Source organism: Amycolatopsis marina (genome assembly GCF_900111885.1).
GTDB classification, from domain to species: domain Bacteria; phylum Actinomycetota; class Actinomycetes; order Mycobacteriales; family Pseudonocardiaceae; genus Amycolatopsis; species Amycolatopsis marina.
Window position 1 is genome coordinate 59,616 of record NZ_FOKG01000015.1, and the last position, 20,193, is coordinate 79,808.

The window sequence follows — 20,193 nt, forward strand, 5'->3', positions numbered from 1 at the left end:
CTGCCAGACCTCTCTCATCTTTCGACGTACATCACGGTTCACGTGGCACAGTCCCGCTCCAGCGCGTCCAACTCGCTCGCGAGGCGCACCAGTTCGGCGTCGCCGGTCACCGCGGACGAGTACAGCAGCGCCCGGACTTCGCCCGTTGCCCGCCCCGTGCGTGCGGCGACCGCCTCGGTCACCGCACCCGGGTCCGCCGCTTCGGCTACCGAGAGCCCGATCGTGGGCAACACCCTGTCCCTGGTGGCCTTCCGCAAGGCCTGTGCGGCGTGCTCGGCAGCACCGGCCCTCCGGTAAAGCCGCGACCTGCCCTCCACCGTCTCGGCCGCGCGCACCACCACCGGCAGCGGTTCGGTGACCACCGGCCCCAGCCTGCGTGCCCGCCACAGCGCCAGCAGCAGCACCGCGACACCCACCTGCACCGCCCCGAATGTCCAGGCGTCGGGAATCAGGTCGTAGATCGAGGTCTCCCCCGCGCGCAGGGCGGTGTCGCCCGCCGAGGGCAGGTACCAGACGACCGTCGGCCGCTGCCCGAGCAGGTTGAGGGCCAGTGCCGCGTTGCCCTCCTCGGCGAGCCGCGCGTTGGTCAGCGGCGCGGTGTCGCCCAGCACGGTGAGTTCGCCGTCCCGGTCCGCCACCCTCGCCAGCGAACCGGCCTCGTCCCGCCGATAGCAGACGTCGGCCTCGCCGCCGCCTCCCATGGCCCGGTAGACAGTTCCGCCCAGCGTCAGCGGCCCCGCGGCCGTGGCCGCGGGGAACGCACAGCCGGGAGCGCGGGCCTCGGCCCCGGCGGTACCGGAAACCGCCAACGCATCCGTCACGCCCGCCAGCGTGTCGGCAGCCGGGGCGAGCAGCACCAGTCCCGCCGCCGTCTCCCGCAGTCCGCGCAGCTCGTCGACGCGGATCCGGTTCGGGTGGGTGATCAGCAACGTCGCGTCGCCGTCGAGCCGAGCACGGGCCTGCTCGGCGGTTCCCACGAGTTCCACCCCGACCCCCTCGGCCTCCAGCAGCCGGGCCACCGCCCTGCTGCCCGGCTCCTCCGCCGAACGAGGATCGAGGGCCCCGCCCGCGCCCGCGCCGATCAGCACGGTGATCAACGCGGTGAGCAGCAGCACCACGACGATGACGACCGGCGCGCGAACCGCACGCCAGATCCCCGCCGCGTCCGGGCTCGTGGAGGTTGTCGTCACCGCGCCGCCACCATGGGCCGGGCTGTCGCCATGTTCAGCTCGAGGTCGGCCAGCCACTGGTAGGCCGCCGAGTCCACGGTCCTGCCCCCGTAGTGCACGTCGTCGAAGAGCATTGCCGCCCCGCGCAGCCGGTCGGCCGCAGCTGGCAGCGCGTGTCCCGCGTCCACCGCGGCCTCGTCCGCCGTCCGGCCGGACCGCTCGTCCAGCACCCCGCGCTCCTCCAGCCCCCGCACGAGGGCACGGAACCGCTCGCGGACGGCCTCGCCGATGTCACCCGCCGCCATTGCCCGCTCTGCACCCGCCCGGTGGTCGGCCGCGGAGCGGACGTCCCCTTCGAACATGGGCGCACCCCCACTCCGCCTGGCCCTGCCCAGTTTGCCGACCCGCAACCGGATCGCCACGGCGACCGCGACCAGTACGAGCGCCAGCACGACCAGTCCCACCGGACCGCCGGGGACCAGGCCGACCATCCCGTCGATCAGTTCACCGACCCGGTCGAGCACCCATTTGACCAGCCGGTCGAACCAGCTCGGCCGGGCCTCCGCGTACACCGGGTCGGCCAGTTCCGCGCGCGCGGCCTCGCGCGCGGCGTCCCGGCCGATATCGACCGGCACCTCGGCCAGCAGCACCGGTCAGGCCGTGCCCGCCGCGCGCGCCAGCTCGATGTCCATGCCTTCCTTGCGCATGCGCTGGTCGATGTAGAGCAGTGCGGTGACCCCCGCGCTGAACGGGTAGGTGATCGCGCCCGCGACGACCCCGCCGAGGGCCGAGAGCCAGATCCCGGTGGTGGAGAGGGTCGTGCTGTTGCCGAACGCGCTGGCGCCGTCGCCGAGCAGCTCGAACGGCAGAGAAATGATCATCGAGATGACCCCGGCGATGATCGCCGCGAGCAGCAGGATGCCGAACGTGCGCCACCACGAGCCGCGCACGAGCAGTCGCGAGCGGCCCAGCGACGTGAAGATGCGGCCGCGTTCGAGCACCAGCGCGGGCGTGGCGAGCGCGAACAGGACGTACAGCCAGATGCCCGGGACGATCAGCAGGATGAGCCCGACCACGACGATCAGCGTGTAAATGACGGTGAGCCCCAGCAGCGGCAGCAGCAACGGCCGGATCTCGGTCCACACCTCACCGGCGCGCACCGGCCTGCCGAGTACGGCCTTGCCGATGACCACGGTCAGGTACCCGGAAAGGAACGTGGTCGCCAGCACGGTCACGACGACCGTGATGCCGCTCGCCCCGGCGAAGTCGCCGAGCATGTCCAGCGCTTCGTCCTCGGTCAGCGTGGCACCGGCCTCCACGGCCTGGAACTGGTCCTGCAGCGTCATCAGCACCAGCGCGTTCAGCAACTGCACGACAGCCATCACCGCCGCGGCCGCACCGATCATCAGTGCCGGGTGCTTGCGCATCGTCGAGATGGCCCCGTCGAGGATCTCTCCGACTCGCAGTGGGCGCAGCGGGATCACTCCCGGCTTGCCGTGCCCCATCGGGGACATCGGCCCTCCGTATCCACCGTGGCTGCCGTGATCGGGCGGCGGCGGAGGAGCAGGCGGCAGTCCCTGGTCGGGTGGGACCTGCCCACCGCCCTGCCGGCCTGGACCGTGCTGGGGATCCGGCGACGACCATCCACCTGAATTGCTCATCGGAAAAACCTGTGCCCTCGCTCGTCGGAAAGTGCTGACAGCCTGGCAGAGCTACCACTGAGCGGCCAACGCGAAACGCCCTGTCTCGACCAAGCCGTGACCAGCACGACCATGGGGCCGATCACCGTGTGTGGCCCACAACGGCCCGCTCGCTGGCTATGCTTCGGGCAGAACCGTTCAGCGCGGCAACTTCGCTCAGACGCACGACAGCGGCGGGCCAGACCGACGACCCGGGGAAACGCAGAGATGACGCAACCGCCGCAGGGCCCGTGGTATCCGGGCCCCGACCACCGGCGACCCAGCGGCCCGCAGGGACCGCTGCCGCCACCGGTACCCCGGCCGTTGCCGCAGGACGATCGCTCCCGGCAGGGCGGAGGCCCTGGCCAACCGCCTCCGCAGGGGCACTGGCAGCACGCAGGCACCCAGCCGGGGCCACAAGGCCAGCAGGGTCAGTGGCAGCAGCAACCCGTCCACACCGCGGCGGGCCCTGCCCGCTCCCGGGGTCCGATCATCGCGATCTGCCTCGGCGTCGCCGCGACCCTCGTGCTCTGCACCGTCGTCGTGGTGTCGCTCCTCGGGGGCGACGACGACCAGGCCGCGGGCACCGGGTACGGCGACTACCCGAAGGCCACGGCTCAACCGCCCGCCGAGACGAGCAGCGGCGCCACCACGAGCGCGGAGCCTTCACCGAGTTCCAGTGGGCCGCTGACCCACCGGTCCAGGACGACACCGACGAGCGAGACCGGTCCGCGGAAGATCTTCACCCTGGCCGACCACCCGATACTGCAGAACCCCGACGCCGGGCTGAAGAACCGCGCGTGCAACCTCCCCCGCTGGCGCAGCGACCCCGCGTCGGCACAGGTTTTTTTCACCGCGGCGGGGCAGTGTCTCGACGCGGCGTGGGGACCGTTCCTCGAGCACTACAACCTGCCCTTCACCTCGCCCAACCTGCACTTCCCCTCCGGTCCGAGCTTTCAGACCGAGTGCGGGACGATCCAGGTCGGTATCGCCACGGCCGCCTACTACTGCGAGAACAACCTGTACGTGCCCTTCGCCGGGTTGCAGACCGACCAGTACGGCGACAACCCCGGGGTCTACCTCGCCCTGTTCGCCCACGAGTACGGCCACCACGTCCAGGAGGTCAGCGGCCTGATGGACGCCGCATGGGAGCAGATCTACGAGGCGGGCCCGAACAGCCAGCAGGGCCTCGAGATGTCCAGGCGCAAGGAACTGCAGGCACAGTGCTTCTCGGGCATGTTCCTCGGCGCCCACGTCGACCAGGGCGGCACGATCTCCAGGGACATGTACGACAAGGCGTGGGACGACCAGGAAACCCGGGGCGACGACACCTCCGGCACCCGCGACCACGGCAGTAACGCGCACTACGCGGCCTGGTGGCGCGCGGGCGCGAAGGACAACCGCATCGTCGACTGCAACACCTTCGCGGCCAGCGGCGCCGACGTCTCCTGACCGGTACCGAAGCCGGTGGCCGTTTCGGCCGCACCCGTCCGGGTATCCAGGCAAAAAGGACGGGCATGGACGGCCCATGTCCATGAGCTGAGTAGGTGATCGTTGTGACGACGGGACAGACTCCTGCCCCCGACGAGGGCTCCGACGTCGGGACGCTGACCGGGCAGACGGTGACCAGCAGGGACGGCAAGCGGCTCGGCAGACTCGACCACATCTACCGCGGTCGCCGTTCCGGAGCGCCGACCTGGGGCCTGGTGACCTCTCGCTTCCACAAGCGGCACCTGGTGCCCCTGGACGGCGCGCAGCCCGAAGCGGACGGCCTGCACGTCGCGGCCGGCGCGGACGAGGTGCGCAACGCTCCCCCGGACAGCGGCGGGACCGGTGACGAGCTCACCCCCGAGACCGAATCCGCCCTCGAGCGGCACTACACCCACGAGAGCCCGGCCCCCGCCGCCACCGCGGGCGCGCCTGCCGGGGTCGTCGACCACACCGAGCGGGATGTCGAGGGCGCCCACCGGCACCGTTCGGTCCTGTCGATGCAACGCAGCCGGGGTGCGGTGAGCGGCACCCTGCTGGTGCCCCTCGGCATCTGGGGTGCCCTGATCCCGTTCATCGGCCCGTACTTCAACGTGGCCTTCGGCAGCGACCAGGCGTGGGTGTTCAGCGGCGACCGCTTCTGGCTGAGCATTCTGCCCGGCGTCGTGGTGATGCTGGGCGGGCTGCTGCTCGCGCCCAGCGCCAACCGCCTCACCGGGGGGCTCGGCGCGTGGCTGGCCCTGGCGGGTGGTGTCTGGTTCGTGATCGGACCCGTAGTGAGCCAACTGTGGGGCGCCGGTGGCGCCGGTGCGCCGATCGGGCAGCCGCTCGGCGGTGCGGGCATGCGCACGCTGGAGCAGCTCGTCGCCTTCTACGGGCTCGGCGCTCTGATCACCACACTGGCCGCGTTCGCACTCGGCCGGCTGACGGTGCGGTCGGTGAAGGACCGGGGGGCGGCTGCGCCCCACGTCAGATGAGGACTGCCCTGCGGCGGGGTCCACGACGAACGAGGTAGCTGTAGATCCCGCCGCCCGCGCAGGACAACGCCAGCAGCACGAGGCCGACCGGCCGCCGCAGGTCGCTGTGGCCGGGTGCCGTCGCGGCGAGCCGGACGTCGATCAGGCCCTCGCCGGCGTCGACCGGCACCGCGACGTCCAACAGTTCGTCCTGACTGTGCCCGCAGGCGTTCAGGATGCCGCTGCGGGTCTCGCCGTTGAACTCGAACTGCACCGTCTCACCGTCGCCCGCCTCGGTGCAGGACACGGGCTGCGTCACCGTCGCCTGCGTGATGCGGTGTTCCGGGGCAGGCGGACGGCCGAACAGGTCGGGACCGATCCACCACGCGACGGCGAGCACCAGAATCCCGGCGAACGCGGCAACGGCGAGCACCCTCCACTCCACCGGAGCGGGTTCACCACCCCGCACTGATCGCCGCCGCACAGGTCAATCGTTCCAGATCACCGGTATGAAGCACAGATACACCGTGTCCTATGCAAATGAGTCTCGTGCACAGACGCAAGTGTGGCTATCGCACAAGTGTCACCTGCACTCGGCAGCCGCGAGCCGCCCCTACTGCGGAGAGAAGCATGCCGCAGCGGGGGCCCTCCTTCGCAAGCTCCGGGCGGCCCCCGTCAACCGAGTTGTGCACAACCCTCGCCGAACGGCCCACCGGGGACGCCTCGATCGGACGAACTTCAGCGGTTGAGGTCCTCGGTCGGGGTGACTTTGCGGACGTACAGCAACCGGTCACCCGGCTCGATGGCGTCGGCCTCGGGCGAATCCACCCGATACAGGTTTCCGCCGCGCACCAGGCCGAGCACCGTGTCGGGCAGATGACGGGGCGAACCACCCGCCTCGGATGCCTCCACGGCGCGTTCGGCGATGGCCAGTCCCGACTCCGGGGTGAGCAGGTCCTCCACCATGTCCACCACCCGTGGCGTGGAGGTGGCGATGCCGAGCAGCCTGCCCGCCGTCTCGCTGGAGATCACCACCTGGTTCGCACCGGACTGCTTGAGCAGGTGCACGTTCTCGGCCTCCCGCACCGACACCACGATGTGCGCGTTCGGCGCGAGTTCGCGGGCGGTGAGGGTGACCAGCACCGCGGAGTCGTCGCGGTTGGCCGCGACCACCACGGCCCGTGCGCGTTGCACCCCGGCCACTCTGAGCACGTCCGACCGGGTGGCCGAGCCGTGCACGGTGACGAGCCCGAGCGCGCCGGCCGCGTCCAGTGCGAGCTGGTCGGGGTCGACGACCACGATCCGATTGGGCTCCATCACCTCGTCGCCGAGCAGTGTCTTCACCGCAGCCCGGCCTTTCGTGCCGAATCCGACGACCACGACGTGGTCACGCACTTTGGACCTCCATTTCTGGATCCGGAACGCCTGCCGGGAGCGCTCCGTGAGCACTTCCAGTGTCGTCCCGACCAGCACGATCAGGAACAGCACCCGCAACGGGGTGATGATGAGGACGTTCACGAGCCTCGCCTGCTCGGTCACCGGGGAGATGTCCCCGTAACCGGTGGTCGAGAGCGACACCGTGGCGTAGTACAGGCAGTCGAGCAGAGTGAGCCCGTCACCGTTGGCGTCCCGGTAGCCGTCCCTGTCGATGTAGACGATCAGAACGGTCAGGGTCAGCGCGAGGCTGGCGCCGATGATCCGGCGGCCGATCGCCTTGATCGGGCTGACCGTGTTCACCGGCATCTTGATGACGCCGACCAGAGTGTGGTCCGGCCGATCGGTCAGACGGTCAGTGATCCGGAACGGCTTCAGCCCCTTGATCATTTGGTTGATCCCCTGACTTGGCGTCTGGACGCGTCTGACACAGTGCGCTGTCCGCGCCGCCTGTGCTCGGCTTCACCCACGCTGGCGGATCGTAGTCGACCTTCCCCGCACCGCAGTCCGGGGACATCGCTCACCCCTGCGGGACGCTGCGCAGCAACTCCCGCAGGCCGTCGGCGTCGAGCAGGTCCACCGGGCGCACCGTGCGGTCCGACCGGACGTAGTGAAACGCCGCACGCACCCGCTCCAGCGGGACACCGGCCAGTGCCGCCCACGCGAGGCGGTACGCCGCGAGCTGCACCGACAGTGCGGGCAGCCGGTCCGCGTCGGGCACCGAGCCGGTCTTCCAGTCCACCACGGTCCACCCGCCGTCCGGATCGGCGAACACGGCGTCCATCCGCCCGCGCAGGGTGACTCCGTCCACATCGGTCGAGAACGGCACCTCCACCTCGTACGGGGTGCGGACGGCCCACTCGCTGCGCTCGAAGGCGTGCTGCAACGCCGCGAGTTCGGCGTCACCAGCCGCCCCGGTGTCGGCGGCGCCGGGCAGATCGTCGATCTCCAGCAGCCGGTCGGCGCCGAACCGACGCTCCAGCCAGCCGTGGAACGCCGTACCCCGCCGGGCGAAGGAGTTCGGCGGCATCGGCAGCGGCCGCCGCAGCCTGCGCGCCAGCGCCTCGGGATCCCCTGCGAGTTCGACCAGCTGGCTCACCGACAGCCGGTCGGGCAGGGTCACCTGCTCGACCGCGCCCGCCGCCCGCGCCCGCTCGGCGAGCAGCACGTCGGTGTCGGTGATCCAGCCGTCGGGGTCCTCGATCTCCACGGTGTCGGCGGCGGGGGCGGCGCTGTCGGCATTGTCGGTGTGGGTCTCGGCCTCGGCGAGTGCGGCCATCTCCGCCTTGACCAGCTCGACGCCCTCCAGCACGGCGGCCCTGCGTGGTCCCAGCGGGTCCACGGGCCACTGTGCCGTGCGGTACTGGGAGATCAGCGGATTCTCCTCGTCCGGCCCCGGCTCCGGCGCCCACTCGCCCACCGTGCCCACAGCATCGTGCCCGGCCGTCTCAGCGCCCGTGATCGCGGCGATCTCCGTGAGGAAGTCCGACGGCCCCTTCGGCTTCGCGCTGGTCTCGTTCCACCAGTGCCCCGACGCGAGCAGGCAGTTCTCGGAGCGGGTCAGCGCGACGTAGCAGAGCCTGCGCTCCTCCTCGGCCTGCCGCTCGGCGAACGCGGCCTCGTGCTCCGCCAGCGTCTCGACGACCTCCTTGCGGTTCTCCCCGCCGTACAGCCCCACCTCGGGCAGGTCCTGCGAATCCCCGCGCAGGGGGGCGGGCAGGGACGGGACCGTCTTGAGCCACGACGAGGACCGGCGTTTGCCGGGGAAGACATCCTTTACCAGGTGGGGCACCGCCACCACCCGCCACTCCAGTCCCTTGGCCGAGTGCACGGTGAGCACCTGCACCCGGTCGGGCACCACCTCGACCTCGCCGGGCGTGAGGCCGTCCTCCGCGTGCGACGCGGTGGCCAGGTAGTCCAAAAAGGACAACAATGTCCCGGTCGGAGCCGTTTCGGCGTATTCGCTCACGACGTCGGCGAACGCGTCGAGATGTGCCCTGCCCGCACCGCCCGGCCGGGCCAGGGACTCGACGTCGAGCAGCATCGTCCGCTCGACGTCGGCGACCAGTTCGGGCAGCGACTGGTCCAGGCGCCGCCGCAGCGCGGAGAGTTCGCCGCTGAGCCTGCGGATGCGCTGGTAACCATCCGCGGAATACCGCTCGGCGTCACCCGGGTCGTCGATCGCGTCCACCAGGCCGGTCTGCTCGGCCCGCTCCGCGTAGAGCGCGGGATCCTCCAGTGGCCTGCTGGTCTCCGCCGCAGGCTGGGGGCCGGCCAACTGCTTCGCCCGCCGCCACAGGGCGGCGAGGTCGGCCGCGCCGATCCGCCACCGCGCACCGGTCAGCAACCGCGCTGCCGCGGTGCCGGCCAGGGGATCGGCCAGCACCCGCAGTGTGCTGACCAGATCGGCCACCTCGGGTTCGTCGAGCAGCCCGCCGAGGCCGACCACCTCCACCGGAAGGCCACGCTCGCGCAGCGCGGCGGCGATGGGTGCCATGTCCGCACGCCTGCGCACCAGCACGGCGGCGGTCGGCGGGACGCCGCTGCGCTCCCGCTCGGCGAACCAGACCTGCGCCAGCGCGTCAGCCAGCCAGTCGCGCTCCGCCCGCACGTCGGTGAGCAGCGCACAGCGGATGTCGGCCGGACCTGCTCCCTCGCGGGCCCGCAGCCGTTCGACGCCTAGTCCGCCCGCCCTGAGCGGTTCGGCGATGCCGTTGGCGAGCGTGAGGACCTCGGGTGGGTTGCGGAAGCTGGTGAGCAGCCCGTACCGGTGCGCGGGCACCAGCCCGCCGTCCTCGCGGCGGGGAAAGTCGGTGGTGAACCGGGGCAGGTTCGCCGCGCTCGCCCCGCGCCAGCCGTAGATGGCCTGTGCCGGGTCGCCGACGGCGGTGATCGGCAGCGGGCCGTCCTCGCTGCCGCCGAACAGCGCGCGCAGCAGTATCCGCTGCGCGTGCCCGGTGTCCTGGTACTCGTCCAGCAGCACCGCGCCGTAGCGGTCCCGCTCCCCTGCAGGCACCTCGGGGTGCTCCGCGGCCAGCCGGGCGGCCAGCGACATCTGGTCGGCGAAGTCCAGCGCGCCCTCCGCGCGTTTGCGGCGCTGGTAGTTGTCCACCAGTGGCAGCAGGTCGAGCCGGAACCGTTGGGCCGCAAGGATCTCGGTCAGCACCACCGGCGGATCGGCCCGCTGCCCCTTCGCCCGTGGAGCGTTCTCGACGAGGGCGCAGAAGCGCTCGGTGTAGGTCCGCAGCGCCTCCGGCTCGACCAGGTGCTCGCCCAGTTCGCCGGCCAGCGCCAGCAGTTGGGCCGTGACCGTGGCCGGCACCTTGTCGGTCTCCAGGTCATTGTCCCATGTGGACACCACGCGATGGGCGAGCTGCCAGGACGCGGTCTCCGACAGCAGCCGCACACCCGGCTGCACCGGCAGGCGCAGACCGTGTTCGCCGAGCAACCTGCCCGCGTACGCGTGGTAGGTCAGCACCGTGGGTTCGCCGGCGAGCACGGCGGCACGCCGCTGCCCACCGGGGTCGATCCGTTCCAGCAGCCCGGAACCGGCCAGCCTGCGCAACCGGGCGCGCACCCGTTCGGCGAGCTGCCGGGCCGCCTTGCGGGTGAAGGTCAGGCCCAGCACCCGTTCCGGGGTCACCAGCCCGTTCGCGACGAGCCACACCACCCTGGCCGCCATGGTCTCGGTCTTGCCCGCACCGGCGCCCGCGACCACGAGAGCGGGTTCGGCCGGCGCCGCGATCACCGCGGCCTGCTCCTCCGTCGGCGGGTGCAGCCCCAGCGCGAGCGCGATCTCCGCGGGCGAAACGAGTGACACGAGCGACTTCGTCACGGCCCGGTCACCTGCCTTCCCTCTGGGCGTATCGGACAGGCGGTCCGGCCGGGGCAGCGCTCACAGTCGGAGTTCTCCCGCGCCGTGTAACCCGGCCCGGTGGTGGAGGTGGCCGCGGCGCGGATCTGCTCCAGCCACTGCCGTCCCGCCTCGGAGTCCAGCGGCGGCTGGTCGCGCTGCGTCGCACCGGTCTTGGCGTTCGACTTCGCGACGTAGACGAGCCGCGCCCCACCTGAGGCGGACCCGGCGGAGTCGGCGAAGGCGCCCAGCAGCGCGGCGAGCTGGTAGGTGGCCAGCTGCGGGTTCTGCTCGGCGTCGGCCGCCGTCACCGGCGTCTTGCCGGTCTTGATGTCGACGATCACCGGCCTGCCCTGCCGGTCGGACTCCAGCCGGTCGACCCGGCCGCGCAGCACGATCTTCGGCTCCTCGGAGTCCGTCCCGGACGGTGGGAGCGCGATCTCGATGTCCTGCTCGACGGCGAGCTGTGTCAGCTCCGCGCGGCTGCCCTTCAGCCAGGCGAGGAAGTTCTGCACCATCTTCTCCACCCGCCGGCGCTCGCGGCGGGAGAACCATGGTGCTCCGGCATCCACCCTGCTCCACGCGTCGTCCAGCGCGGCGCGCAACTGCTCGTCGTCGGCCCCGCTCGCCGCGGCCTGCGCCAGGGCGTGCACCAGGGTTCCGGTGACCGCGGCCAGCTGGGCGGGATCGCTGCCGCCGTGCCGTTCGAGCAGCCAGCGCAACGGACATCTCGCCAGAACATCCACAGTGGACGGGGAAACGCCGATCACGTCGCCGGGACCGAACAGCGGCGTCTCCGAGGAGATGCCGCCGAGGCCGTACCAGGAATCGGGATGCGCCCCGGGGACCCCGGCCGAGGCCAGCCTCGCCAGCTGCCGGGCGGCTAGCGCACGCCTGCCCGGCTCGACCTCGCTGTCGCAGACCACCCCCCGCAGTTCCCCCACCAGCTCGGCCAGCACCAGCGAGCGCTCGGTGCCCCGGCCACGCACGTCGGCCCGCTGCTCGTCGTCGGAGTCGTCGTGCTCGTCGACGAAGCGCGAGGGCTGCTCGTCCTCGCCCTGCACGGCGCTGACGATCAGGGTGTGCCTGGCACGGCTCGCGGCGAGGTAGAACAGCCGCCGTTCCTCGGCGAGCAGCGGCGCGGTCGCCGAGACGGACTCGGAGTCCACTCCGGACAACAGGTCGACCAGCCGCTCGACGCCCAGCAGCGATCCGCGCAGCCGGAGGTCGGGCCAGCTGCCCTCCTGCACTCCGACGACCGCGACGAGACCCCACTCGCGTCCGACGGAACCGTGTGCTGTCAGCAGCGAGACGCCCTCGCCCCGCGCGGCGACAGGCGCGAGGCTGTCCCCCGCGATCTGCTGTGAACTGAGGTACTCGGCGAACCCGGCGACACTCGCCTTCGGCAACCTGTCGACATAGTGACCGGCGGCATGGAACAGCGCCACGACCGCGTCGAGGTCCCGGTCGGCCTGCATCCCGAGGGACCCGCCCCTGCCCGCGAGACGCAGCAGCCGCCGTTCCAGCCCACTGGCCTGCCACACCTCCCAGAGCACCTGTTCCACCCCGTCGCCGCGGCGCACCCCGGCGCGGGCCATGGCCAGCAGGCCACCCACACGCCGTATCGGTGCCGCCTCCGACTCGGCGAGGCCGGCCAGCACGTCGTTCCCCCGCAGTGCCTCGATCAGCAGTTCGTCGCTCGAACGCTCACCGCCCGCCGCGAGTTCGAGCCTGCGCAGACCGCGGCGCAGCCTGCGCAGCGCGAGCGGATCAGCCCCGCCAAGCGGCGAGGACAGCAGTTGCTCGGCGATGTCGGCGTCGAGCAGGTCGGGATCCGCGCCGAGGCGCAGCACGGTCAGCAGCGGGCGCACCCCTGGCTGCCTGGCCAGCGGCAGCTCGTCCGCGGCGGTCGCGATCGGCACTCCAGAAGCTCGCAGCGCCCGTTGCAGGACCGGGAACGAACGGGTCGGTGAGCGCACCAGCACCGCCATCTCCGACCACGGCACCTCGTCGATCAGGTGCGCACGGCGCAGTTGATCGGCCACCCAGCTGGCCTCGGCCGCGGGCGTGGGCAGCAACCTCGTCCGCACGGAACCGGACCCCGCCTGGGCTCCGGGCAGCATCGATCGATGCCTGCCCCCGCCGGTGAGCTGGCCCGCGATGCCGGCGATCGTGTCGTGCACGGCGGGGGCCATCCGGTGCGCCCGCCGCAGCGTGAGTGTGCGCTCGCCGTTCGGGTCGGCGTCGGCGAACAGGGTGGGGTCGGCGCCCCTGAAGGAGAACACGGACTGGTCGGGGTCACCGGCGAGCACGAGATCCGCCGCACCCCCGCCAAGCCTGCGTACCAGGCGAAACTGCAGTGGATCCAGGTGCTGGGCGTCGTCGACGAGCAGGTGGCGGATCCTGCCCTGCTCCCTGGCGAGCAGATCGGGATCGGACTCCAGTGCGACCAGCGCGGACGACACCAGTTCCGCGGCGTCCAGCGCGGGCGCACCCGGCTGGCCCAGCGCGTTGCCTCCGGCACCCTGCAGAAGGGTGACCTCCTCGTACTGCCGCCAGAAGATTCCCGCGGCGATCCACTCCTCGTGCCCCCGGTTGTGCCCGAGCTTGACCAGGTCCTCGGGGCCGAGCCCGCGCTCGGCGGCGCGCAGGAGCAGGTCGCGCAGTTCCTCGGCGAATCCGGGGACGGCAAGTGCGGGACGCAGCCGCTCGGGCCAATCGGCAGCGCCCGCGGCGAGATCGCCCGCGAGCAGCTCGCGCACGACGACGTCCTGCTCCGGCCCGGACAACAGCCGGGGCGGCGGCAGGCCATCGGCGGCGGCCTGCAGCCGCAGGACGGCGAAGGCATAGGAGTGCACGGTGCGGACCAGCGGCTCGCGCACGGTGCGCGGCTCGGGCCCACCCGCGGCGGTGAGCTTGCGGGTGATGTCGGAACGCAGGGATTCGGCCGCCCTGCGCGAGGCGGTGAGGACGAGCACCCGTTCCGGATCGGCGTCCCCCGACCGCACCCGTCCTGCGGCGATCTCGGCGAGCAGCGTGGTCTTGCCCGTGCCGGGCCCACCGAGCAGCCGCACGAACCCGGCGGGCTCGTCGATCAGGCGGCGGGCGTCGTCGTCCCAGACGCGCGGCTCGTCCGGCGCGGCGGCCGGGCGAACCAGGCGCGCACCCACCTGCGCACTCCTGCCGCGGTTGCTCACATATGCGATGGAATCACGTCGCACCGACACAGCCGACGACCGCCATGCCCCCAATGCCGCTTTGGGGACGTTGGAGTTCCTCAATGTGGCATTCGGGACGTTGAGCGTCCCCAATGCCGCATTGGGGAACTTCCCGGGCAACATGGGCACATGGACGAGCAGTTGCACGAGCGGGTGCGCGAGCTGATCGCGTCCGTGCCCGCGGGCACGGTGGCCACCTATGGCGACATCGCCGCGCTGGCGGGTGCCCCCTCCCCCAGGTTGGTGGGGCGCATCCTCTCCGAGGACGGACAGGACGTGCCATGGCACCGGATCCTGCGCGCCAACGGGACTCCCGCCCCGCACCTCGCCCGCGAGCAGCTTGAGTTGCTGCGCGCCGAGGGCGTGCTCGCCGACGGGGAAAAGGTGAACCTGCGCACCTACCGCTGGGACCCGAAGGCAAGTTAGGCTGCCCTAATAGGGTCGAAGCTGAGGGGTTCCATGACGGCGACAGCACAGGACACAACACTGGCGTACCGCGTGATGCAGGTGGCAGGCGTGGAACGGCTGACACCGCACATGCTCCGGATCCGCTTCAGCGGGGCGGACCTCCACGACGTTCGCGGGGCCGCTCCCGACCAGTACATCAAGCTGTTCCTGCCGCTGGAAGGCCAGGCGCGCCCCCAGTTGCCGCCGCCTCTCGCCGCCGAGGACGAGGTGGTCTCCTGGTACCGCAGATACCTCGCGATGCCCGACGAGGTGCGCCCGCCGATGCGCACCTACACGATCCGCGCACTCCGGCAGGAACTCGGCGAACTCGACATCGACTTCGTCCTGCACCCGGACGCGGGCCCCGCGTCGAACTGGGCGCGGTCCGCGGCCCCCGGCGACGAGGTGGCCTTCCTCGGGCCGCACGGCTTGTACTCGGTCCCGCGGGACACGCGCTGGCAGCTGCTCGTCGGTGACGAGTCGGCGCTGCCCGCGATCGGCGCGATCCTCGACGCCCTGCCACAGGGGGAACGCGCCCGGGTGTTCGCCGAGGTCACCGGCCCGACGGCCGAGCTCCGGCTGCGCAGCCACGCCGACATCGACATCACCTGGGTGCATCGCGGAACGGCGGAGCACGGGGCCGCGGTACTGGAGGCGGTACGCGCGGCGGCTTTCCCGCAGGGACCCGCGTACGCCTGGGTCGCCGGGGAGGCGAGCCTGGTGAAGCACGTCAGGCGGCATCTGGTGCGCGAGCGCGGCGTGGACAGGCGGGCGGTCACGTTCACCGGCTACTGGCGCCGTGGCGTCTCCGAGGACGACCAGGGCAGGGAGAGCATGCGCAAGATCGACGCGGGCGAGGTCGCCGAGGAGGAATTCTGACCGAACTCCCCCGCTACCGGCTGAGTTCGGCGACCAGCAGTTTGACCAGCGCGCCGAGGCGCTGACGTTCGGGCTGCACCGTGGGCACACCGAGTTCGGTCAACGGCGCGGCGGTCACCGGTCCGACACAGGCGCACAGGACTCGGGCCGGATCACCGAGCGCAGCACGGAAGTCGGTGAATCGGCCGCCGTCGCGCGCCAGGGTCAGCAGGTTGGCGGTGGCCGGCGCGCTGGTGAAGGCCAGCGCCCGCACCTCGCCCGACAGCACACCGTCGATCAGCTCGTGTGCGGGAGCCAGGTCCTGCGGCCACTGCCAGCGGTAGGGCTGCACCTGCAGCAGCTCGGCACCCGCTTCGCGCAGTTCGCCGGTGAACTCGGGCAGCGCGGTGCCGTGCAGCTGCGCGACCACCCTGCGCCCGGCGACTCCCTCGGCGAGCACCTGGTCGAACAGTTCCCGGTTGCTCTCCCCCGGCGCCGACCAGTGCTCGGTCAATCCGGCCCCGCGCACCGCTCCCATGGCTTTCGGCCCGCGGACCAGGATGCGAGCCTGCCCGAGCGCTTCCAGCAGCCGATCGGCCATGTCCCAGCCGCGCGCCGCGTCGATCCAACCGCGGAATCCCGCGCCGGTGGTGACGGCCACGAGATCCACCGGTCCAGCCAGCACGTGCTCGGTGGCGCCGCGCAGCTGCTCGTCGTCGGCGAGTGGCACGATCCGGATGGTCGGGGCGTGCAGCACGGTGGCGCCGTGCCTGCGTAGTGCCCCGATGAACTCCTCGGCCCTGCGTTCCGCGGTGATCCCGATGGTGACGCCGGCCAGTGCTGCGAGCTCACCCATACAGCGCCGCCGATCGCCGGATAGCGTCCGCGACCTGTGCCCGCAGGTCCTCGGGCTCCAGCACCTCGATCTCCGCGCCGAACCTCAGCAACTGGCCCACCGCGGCGACCGTGGACTCCACCGGCAACTCCACGCGTAACCACCCGTTCTCGTCCGGCGCTCTCCCGGCCGCGTGCACTGCCCCCACGCCGACTGCCCCGCAGTAGAACGGTACGAGGTCGCGGGCCATGGCGGACATCCGGACCACCGCGATCCGCGGGTAGAGCCGTTGCTCGAACTCGGCGGACCACTCCCGCCAGTACTCGGTGAGATCGAAGTCGGCCGGCCGCTCGAACCGCTCGTCGAGCACCGTGAGATCGACGATCCGCGACACCCGGTAGGTGCGCACGCCCGGCTCGCCGCCCCCCGCGGCACGCGCGGCGAGGTACCAGTTGCCCGCCTTCAGGACAAGGCCGAGCGGTTCGAGCGTGCGCCGCGCCTCCTGGTCGCCCCACCGCCGATAGCGCACCCTGATCCGCTGGGAGTGCCACACGGACTCGGCCAGCTCACCGAGCCGGGGCGGGCTCTCGATCCCCCGATGCCAGCCGGGGACATCCAGGTGGAAGCGCTGCGCGACGGTGCCAGCCCGGTCACGCAACTCGGCCGGCAGCGCGGCGTACAACTTCAGTTGCGCGGCGGCGAGCACGGTGCCGAGACCCAGTTCGGCGGCCGCGATCGGCAGTCCGGCCAGCGACAGCGACTGCGCCTCCTCCTCGGTCAGCCCGGTCAGCCGCGTGCGGTAGCCGTCGACGAGCTGGTACCCGCCTGCCCTGCCCCGGTCGGCGTACACCGGCACGCCGGATGCGGAGAGCGCCTCGATGTCGCGATACACGGTGCGAACCGACACCTCGAGCTCCGCCGCCAGTTCGGTCGCCGTCATCCGGCCCCGGTTCTGCAGCAACAGCAGCTCCGAGAGCAGCCTGCTCGCACGCATGGCGTCAGACTAGCTCGGAAAACTGACAGCGGGTGACAGGTTTCAGGTGCAGACTGGGCGCGAAACGGAAGTGGACAGGAGACACGGCGTGCTCAGCGTGGACCGCAAGCAGGTACTGGCCTACCGGATCGCCGCGCAGGGACTGCATCGCGAGGCCGCTGATCCGGCCGGACTCGCCGTGCTGGATCTCGGGATACAGGACAACCAGCGAGACTCGGGCGCACTCGCGATGGCGGCGAGGGTCAGTGGTGCCGTCAATGCCGTCAGTGCCGTCAGTGCCGTAGCCCTGGCCGACGATCCCCGGTTCGGCCTCGCCTGGTCACACCGGGGTGCACCGCATTGGCACCGGAAGGCGGATCTCGCGGGCCTTGCCAGCGCCCTGGTGCCGCTGGACGACGCGGACGCGCAGGCCCGGATGGGCTGGCAGCGGCGCACGGTCGCCGCTGCCGGGATGCCGCCGAAGGAGGCGCTGCTCACCACGGCGAAAGCGATCCGCGAGGCCGTCGACCGGCCGATGACCAAGGGCGCGGCCAGCACGATCGTCACCGGCCTCGTGCCTGCCGGACTGTCCGTGTGGTGCCGCCCCTGTGGCAGCACCCACGTGCTGGAGCAGCTCATGCGCCTCGCGGCGCCGATCGGCGGCGTCCGGCTGGTCGCCGGCGCGGCACCGGCGACGCTCGCCCCGCTCGAGGACAGGCAGCCGGTCACCGGTGATCCGGACATGGATGCCGCCACCACGATCGTCGTCGCGTACCTGTCCCTGCACGGGCCCGCGACAGCGGGTGAGGCGGCTGGTTTCGTCGGAACCACCAGAAAGTGCCTTGCCCCGGTCTGGCCCGACGGGCTCGCGGAGGTCAGCTTCGACAGCCGGAACGCGTTTCTGCCCGCCGACCGGCTGTCGCTGCTGGAGAACCCGCCCGAGCCTGCTGTGGTCCGGCTACTGCCGCCGTCGGATCCGCTGCTGCAGGGCCGCGACCGGCTGACGCTCGTGCCGGACAAGGCGCAGCACAAGGAGATCTGGAAGATTCTCGGCAACCCCGGCGCGGTGCTCGCCGACGGTGAACTGGCGGGCACATGGCGGGCAAAGACGTCAGGCAAACGTTTGCGTATCACCGTGTCGCCGTTCTGGAACCTTCCCCGACCGGTCCGCGAGCGCACCGAGAACGAGGCCGAACGCGTGGCGGCCGTCCGGGGATACAGCGAGGCCGCGGTGGACTGGGCCTAGACGCGTCAGGAAACCGGGCCCAACCGAAACGGCACTTTCCCGGGAAAGTGCGGTACTTGCGCATGCACGCATCGCACTTTCCCGGGAAAGTGCGACTGGGCAAGGCTGTGACCTGCCCCGTAGCCACTCCTTGGCCGCACTTTCCCGGGAAAGTGCGGCTGGGGGCGGCGACGTCACGCCGCGGTGAGCAGGTCGGTGCCGCGGATGCGGGTGATGGTGATCGCGGCGACACGGGGGCCGGCCGTCGCCACGACGACGGCTGCGAGGGGATGGCCGCCGGGCGCGATGACGTCGACCGTCCGCCCGTTGAGCCGCAGCGTCGTGCTGGCGTGGATGCGGTCCGCGAACAGCCGGGTTTCTTCCGCGACCGCGACCGCGCCGACCACCGTCGGCGCGACTCCGGGCGGCAGGAGTTCGACGTCGACGGTACGCACACAGCCCGGTGCCATCAGCGTGATCATCCGTCGCAGATCTCCGCCGCGCGCCGCGTCGAGAAAGGCGGTCACGACCTCACGATGCTGTGACTCGTCGCCACCCGCGTCGAGTTGGTCCGCGACCTGGTGCGTCCGCGCCCTGCCTCTACTGGCCAGCTTCTTCGCGTTGGCCGGTGTGGTGTCGAGAATGGCCGCGACCTGGGCGAACGGGACGGCGAACAGGTCGTGCAGCACGTAGGAGACGCGCTGCCGCGGTGGCAGTTGCTCGAGCAACACCAGCAGTGCGCGCGACACGTCTTCACTGCGGATGAAGTCTTCGTCGGCAGCGATCTGGGCGGCGGGGATCGCGTCAGCGAGCAGCGGCACCTCGCCGCGCCGGTGCCGGGCGCGCAACTGGTCGAGGCACACCCGCGTCGTGACCGTGGTGAACCAGCCGACGGGGTTGTCAATCCGCTCGCCTGCGGTCCGCGTGCGCAGCCACGCCGTCTGCACGGCGTCCTCGGCGTCGTGCACCGACCCGAGCATCCGGTGCGCAAGGGACAGCAGCCGGGGGCGCGCTGCCTCGAACTCCTCGATCGATTCCACCGATGATGTCACCTTTCTCGTGTGCGAGACGTCAGGACGGTCGCGCAACCACCACGACGTGACGCACTCAGGAGGCAACGGCATGAGCATACTCGCGGTATCCGGCACTGGCGGCGGTGTCGTCACGGCACTCGCCGTGACGACGGTCTTGTGCATCGTCGCGAACCTGGCCATCTCGGTCGCCGACTTCCGCCGTGCCGAGTTCGTGCTGGCGAACTCGGCCGAGGTGGGCCTTCCGCCCTCGACGATTCCATATCTCGCCACGCTCAAGACGGCGGGCGCGGCAGGTCTGGCCGTCGGCTTCGTGGGCCTTCCCTGGCTGGGACTCGCCGCAGGGATCGGCCTCGTCGTGTTCTTCATCGGCGCCGTCGGTGCGCACGTCCGGGCGCGAGTGCTCCACAACATCGGCTTTCCGTCGCTGTACCTGCTGCTCGCGCTCTGTGCCACGGCGTACTTCGCACAAGCCGTACGGTGAGCGCCTGCCACCTCTCGGGCAATATTCAGAACTTTTTGAAGAGTTCGAAATGCTAGAATTGACGAGAGGTGGATGGGAGGCTCATGACCGAGCACACGACAGAGGCTGCCGAGGAACTCGCTCTGATCCTGACCAGGAACGGGATGCAGCGGATGACCGCGCGGGTACTCGGGATCCTGCTCTTCACGCAGCAAGACACCATCACGGCAGGCGAGATCGCCGAGCGGTTGAAGGCCAGTCCCGGCTCGGTGTCGGGAGCGATCAAGATGCTGACCCCCACCGGGCTCATCGAGAAGGTCCCCGTACCCGGCAGCAGGCGCGAACACTTCCGGTTCCCGGACGACGGCTGGCCGACACTCATGTCCGCGCAGAACGAAGTCGTCCGGCTCATGCAGGAGGCGGCGGAGCGGGGGGCCGCCTCTGTGGGGCCGGAGACCAGAGCGGGACGCCGGTTGACGGACATGCGGGATTTCTACGCCTACCTGATGAAGGAACTGCCCGCGGTGATCGACCGCTGGCAAGCCGAGCGAGAGCAGATGTGAA

The 20,193-nt window shown here is 71.3% G+C and carries 17 protein-coding genes; 7 read left to right on the plus strand and 10 right to left on the minus strand.

Going from position 1 to position 20,193, the window contains the following annotated elements; translation table 11 throughout:
• Window positions 1-38: 38 nt before the first annotated feature.
• From BM199_RS23030 to BM199_RS23040, 3 genes are read right to left on the minus strand one after another with little or no spacing between them, the layout of a single operon-like run.
• The gene (locus tag BM199_RS23030; RefSeq protein ID WP_091675392.1) at window positions 39-1,190 is read right to left on the minus strand and encodes a DUF4350 domain-containing protein; all 1,152 of its coding nucleotides are present in this window, start codon (window positions 1,188-1,190) and stop codon (window positions 39-41) included.
• Entirely contained in the window at window positions 1,187-1,819 is a 633-nt protein-coding gene (locus tag BM199_RS23035) for a DUF4129 domain-containing protein (protein WP_091675393.1), read from the minus strand. Before BM199_RS23035 ends, BM199_RS23030 begins: the two co-directional genes overlap by 4 nt.
• Window positions 1,820-1,822: 3 nt before the next feature.
• A complete protein-coding gene (locus tag BM199_RS23040) occupies window positions 1,823-2,830 on the minus strand; it encodes a YciC family protein (RefSeq protein WP_091675394.1) in 1,008 nt (335 codons plus the stop codon).
• 318 nt (window positions 2,831-3,148) lie between these two features.
• Between BM199_RS23040 and BM199_RS23045 the strand changes: the two genes are divergently transcribed.
• Both BM199_RS23045 and BM199_RS23050 read left to right on the plus strand, forming a co-directional pair.
• Window positions 3,149-4,300 (plus strand): neutral zinc metallopeptidase, encoded by a 1,152-nt coding sequence (locus BM199_RS23045; protein WP_425425576.1) that lies wholly within the window; start codon window positions 3,149-3,151, stop codon window positions 4,298-4,300.
• A gap of 104 nt (window positions 4,301-4,404) precedes the next feature.
• Complete coding sequence (locus BM199_RS23050) at window positions 4,405-5,313, plus strand: PRC-barrel domain containing protein (protein WP_143101894.1); 909 nt, start codon at window positions 4,405-4,407, stop codon at window positions 5,311-5,313.
• On the opposite strand, the gene BM199_RS23055 is transcribed toward BM199_RS23050, so the two are convergent.
• The 4 genes from BM199_RS23055 to BM199_RS23070 all read right to left on the minus strand — a co-directional run bounded on the left by BM199_RS23055 (window position 5,306) and on the right by BM199_RS23070 (window position 13,749).
• Entirely contained in the window at window positions 5,306-5,776 is a 471-nt protein-coding gene (locus BM199_RS23055) for a hypothetical protein (protein WP_245788569.1), read from the minus strand. The two genes, BM199_RS23050 and BM199_RS23055, sit on opposite strands and share 8 nt — an antisense overlap.
• A 254-nt stretch (window positions 5,777-6,030) precedes the next feature.
• The gene (locus BM199_RS23060) at window positions 6,031-7,116 is read right to left on the minus strand and encodes a potassium channel family protein (RefSeq protein WP_091675398.1); all 1,086 of its coding nucleotides are present in this window, start codon (window positions 7,114-7,116) and stop codon (window positions 6,031-6,033) included.
• Between the two features lie 130 nt (window positions 7,117-7,246).
• Complete coding sequence (locus BM199_RS23065; RefSeq protein WP_091675399.1) at window positions 7,247-10,561, minus strand: ATP-dependent helicase; 3,315 nt, start codon at window positions 10,559-10,561, stop codon at window positions 7,247-7,249.
• The gene (locus tag BM199_RS23070; protein WP_245788571.1) at window positions 10,558-13,749 is read right to left on the minus strand and encodes an ATP-dependent helicase; all 3,192 of its coding nucleotides are present in this window, start codon (window positions 13,747-13,749) and stop codon (window positions 10,558-10,560) included. Before BM199_RS23070 ends, BM199_RS23065 begins: the two co-directional genes overlap by 4 nt.
• Window positions 13,750-13,926: 177 nt before the next feature.
• On the opposite strand from BM199_RS23070, the gene BM199_RS23075 reads away from it, so the two are divergent.
• Window positions 13,927-14,223 (plus strand): MGMT family protein, encoded by a 297-nt coding sequence (locus tag BM199_RS23075; protein WP_091675401.1) that lies wholly within the window; start codon window positions 13,927-13,929, stop codon window positions 14,221-14,223.
• 33 nt (window positions 14,224-14,256) lie between these two features.
• A complete protein-coding gene (locus tag BM199_RS23080) occupies window positions 14,257-15,123 on the plus strand; it encodes a siderophore-interacting protein (protein WP_091675402.1) in 867 nt (288 codons plus the stop codon).
• A 13-nt stretch (window positions 15,124-15,136) separates the two neighbouring features.
• Here the strand turns inward: BM199_RS23080 and BM199_RS23085 are convergent, their stop codons facing one another.
• Window positions 15,137-15,958 (minus strand): uroporphyrinogen-III synthase, encoded by an 822-nt coding sequence (locus BM199_RS23085; RefSeq protein WP_091675403.1) that lies wholly within the window; start codon window positions 15,956-15,958, stop codon window positions 15,137-15,139.
• A complete protein-coding gene (locus BM199_RS23090) occupies window positions 15,951-16,931 on the minus strand; it encodes a helix-turn-helix transcriptional regulator (RefSeq protein ID WP_091675404.1) in 981 nt (326 codons plus the stop codon). Before BM199_RS23090 ends, BM199_RS23085 begins: the two co-directional genes overlap by 8 nt.
• An 88-nt stretch (window positions 16,932-17,019) precedes the next feature.
• Here BM199_RS23090 and BM199_RS23095 point away from each other — a divergent pair, with 88 nt between their 5' ends.
• Window positions 17,020-18,156: a DNA glycosylase AlkZ-like family protein gene (locus BM199_RS23095; RefSeq protein WP_091675405.1), complete on the plus strand. Its 1,137-nt coding sequence runs from the start codon at window positions 17,020-17,022 to the stop codon at window positions 18,154-18,156.
• Window positions 18,157-18,329: 173 nt separating this feature from the next.
• Here BM199_RS23095 and BM199_RS23100 read toward each other — a convergent pair whose 3' ends face one another.
• A complete protein-coding gene (locus BM199_RS23100; protein WP_091675406.1) occupies window positions 18,330-19,175 on the minus strand; it encodes a sigma-70 family RNA polymerase sigma factor in 846 nt (281 codons plus the stop codon).
• Window positions 19,176-19,257: 82 nt separating this feature from the next.
• Between BM199_RS23100 and BM199_RS23105 the strand changes: the two genes are divergently transcribed.
• Complete coding sequence (locus BM199_RS23105; protein ID WP_091675407.1) at window positions 19,258-19,650, plus strand: DoxX family protein; 393 nt, start codon at window positions 19,258-19,260, stop codon at window positions 19,648-19,650.
• Window positions 19,651-19,733: 83 nt separating this feature from the next.
• On the plus strand, window positions 19,734-20,192 hold the full coding sequence (locus BM199_RS23110; protein WP_091675408.1) for a GbsR/MarR family transcriptional regulator: 459 nt from the start codon (window positions 19,734-19,736) through the stop codon (window positions 20,190-20,192).
• Window position 20,193: the final 1 nt, after the last annotated feature.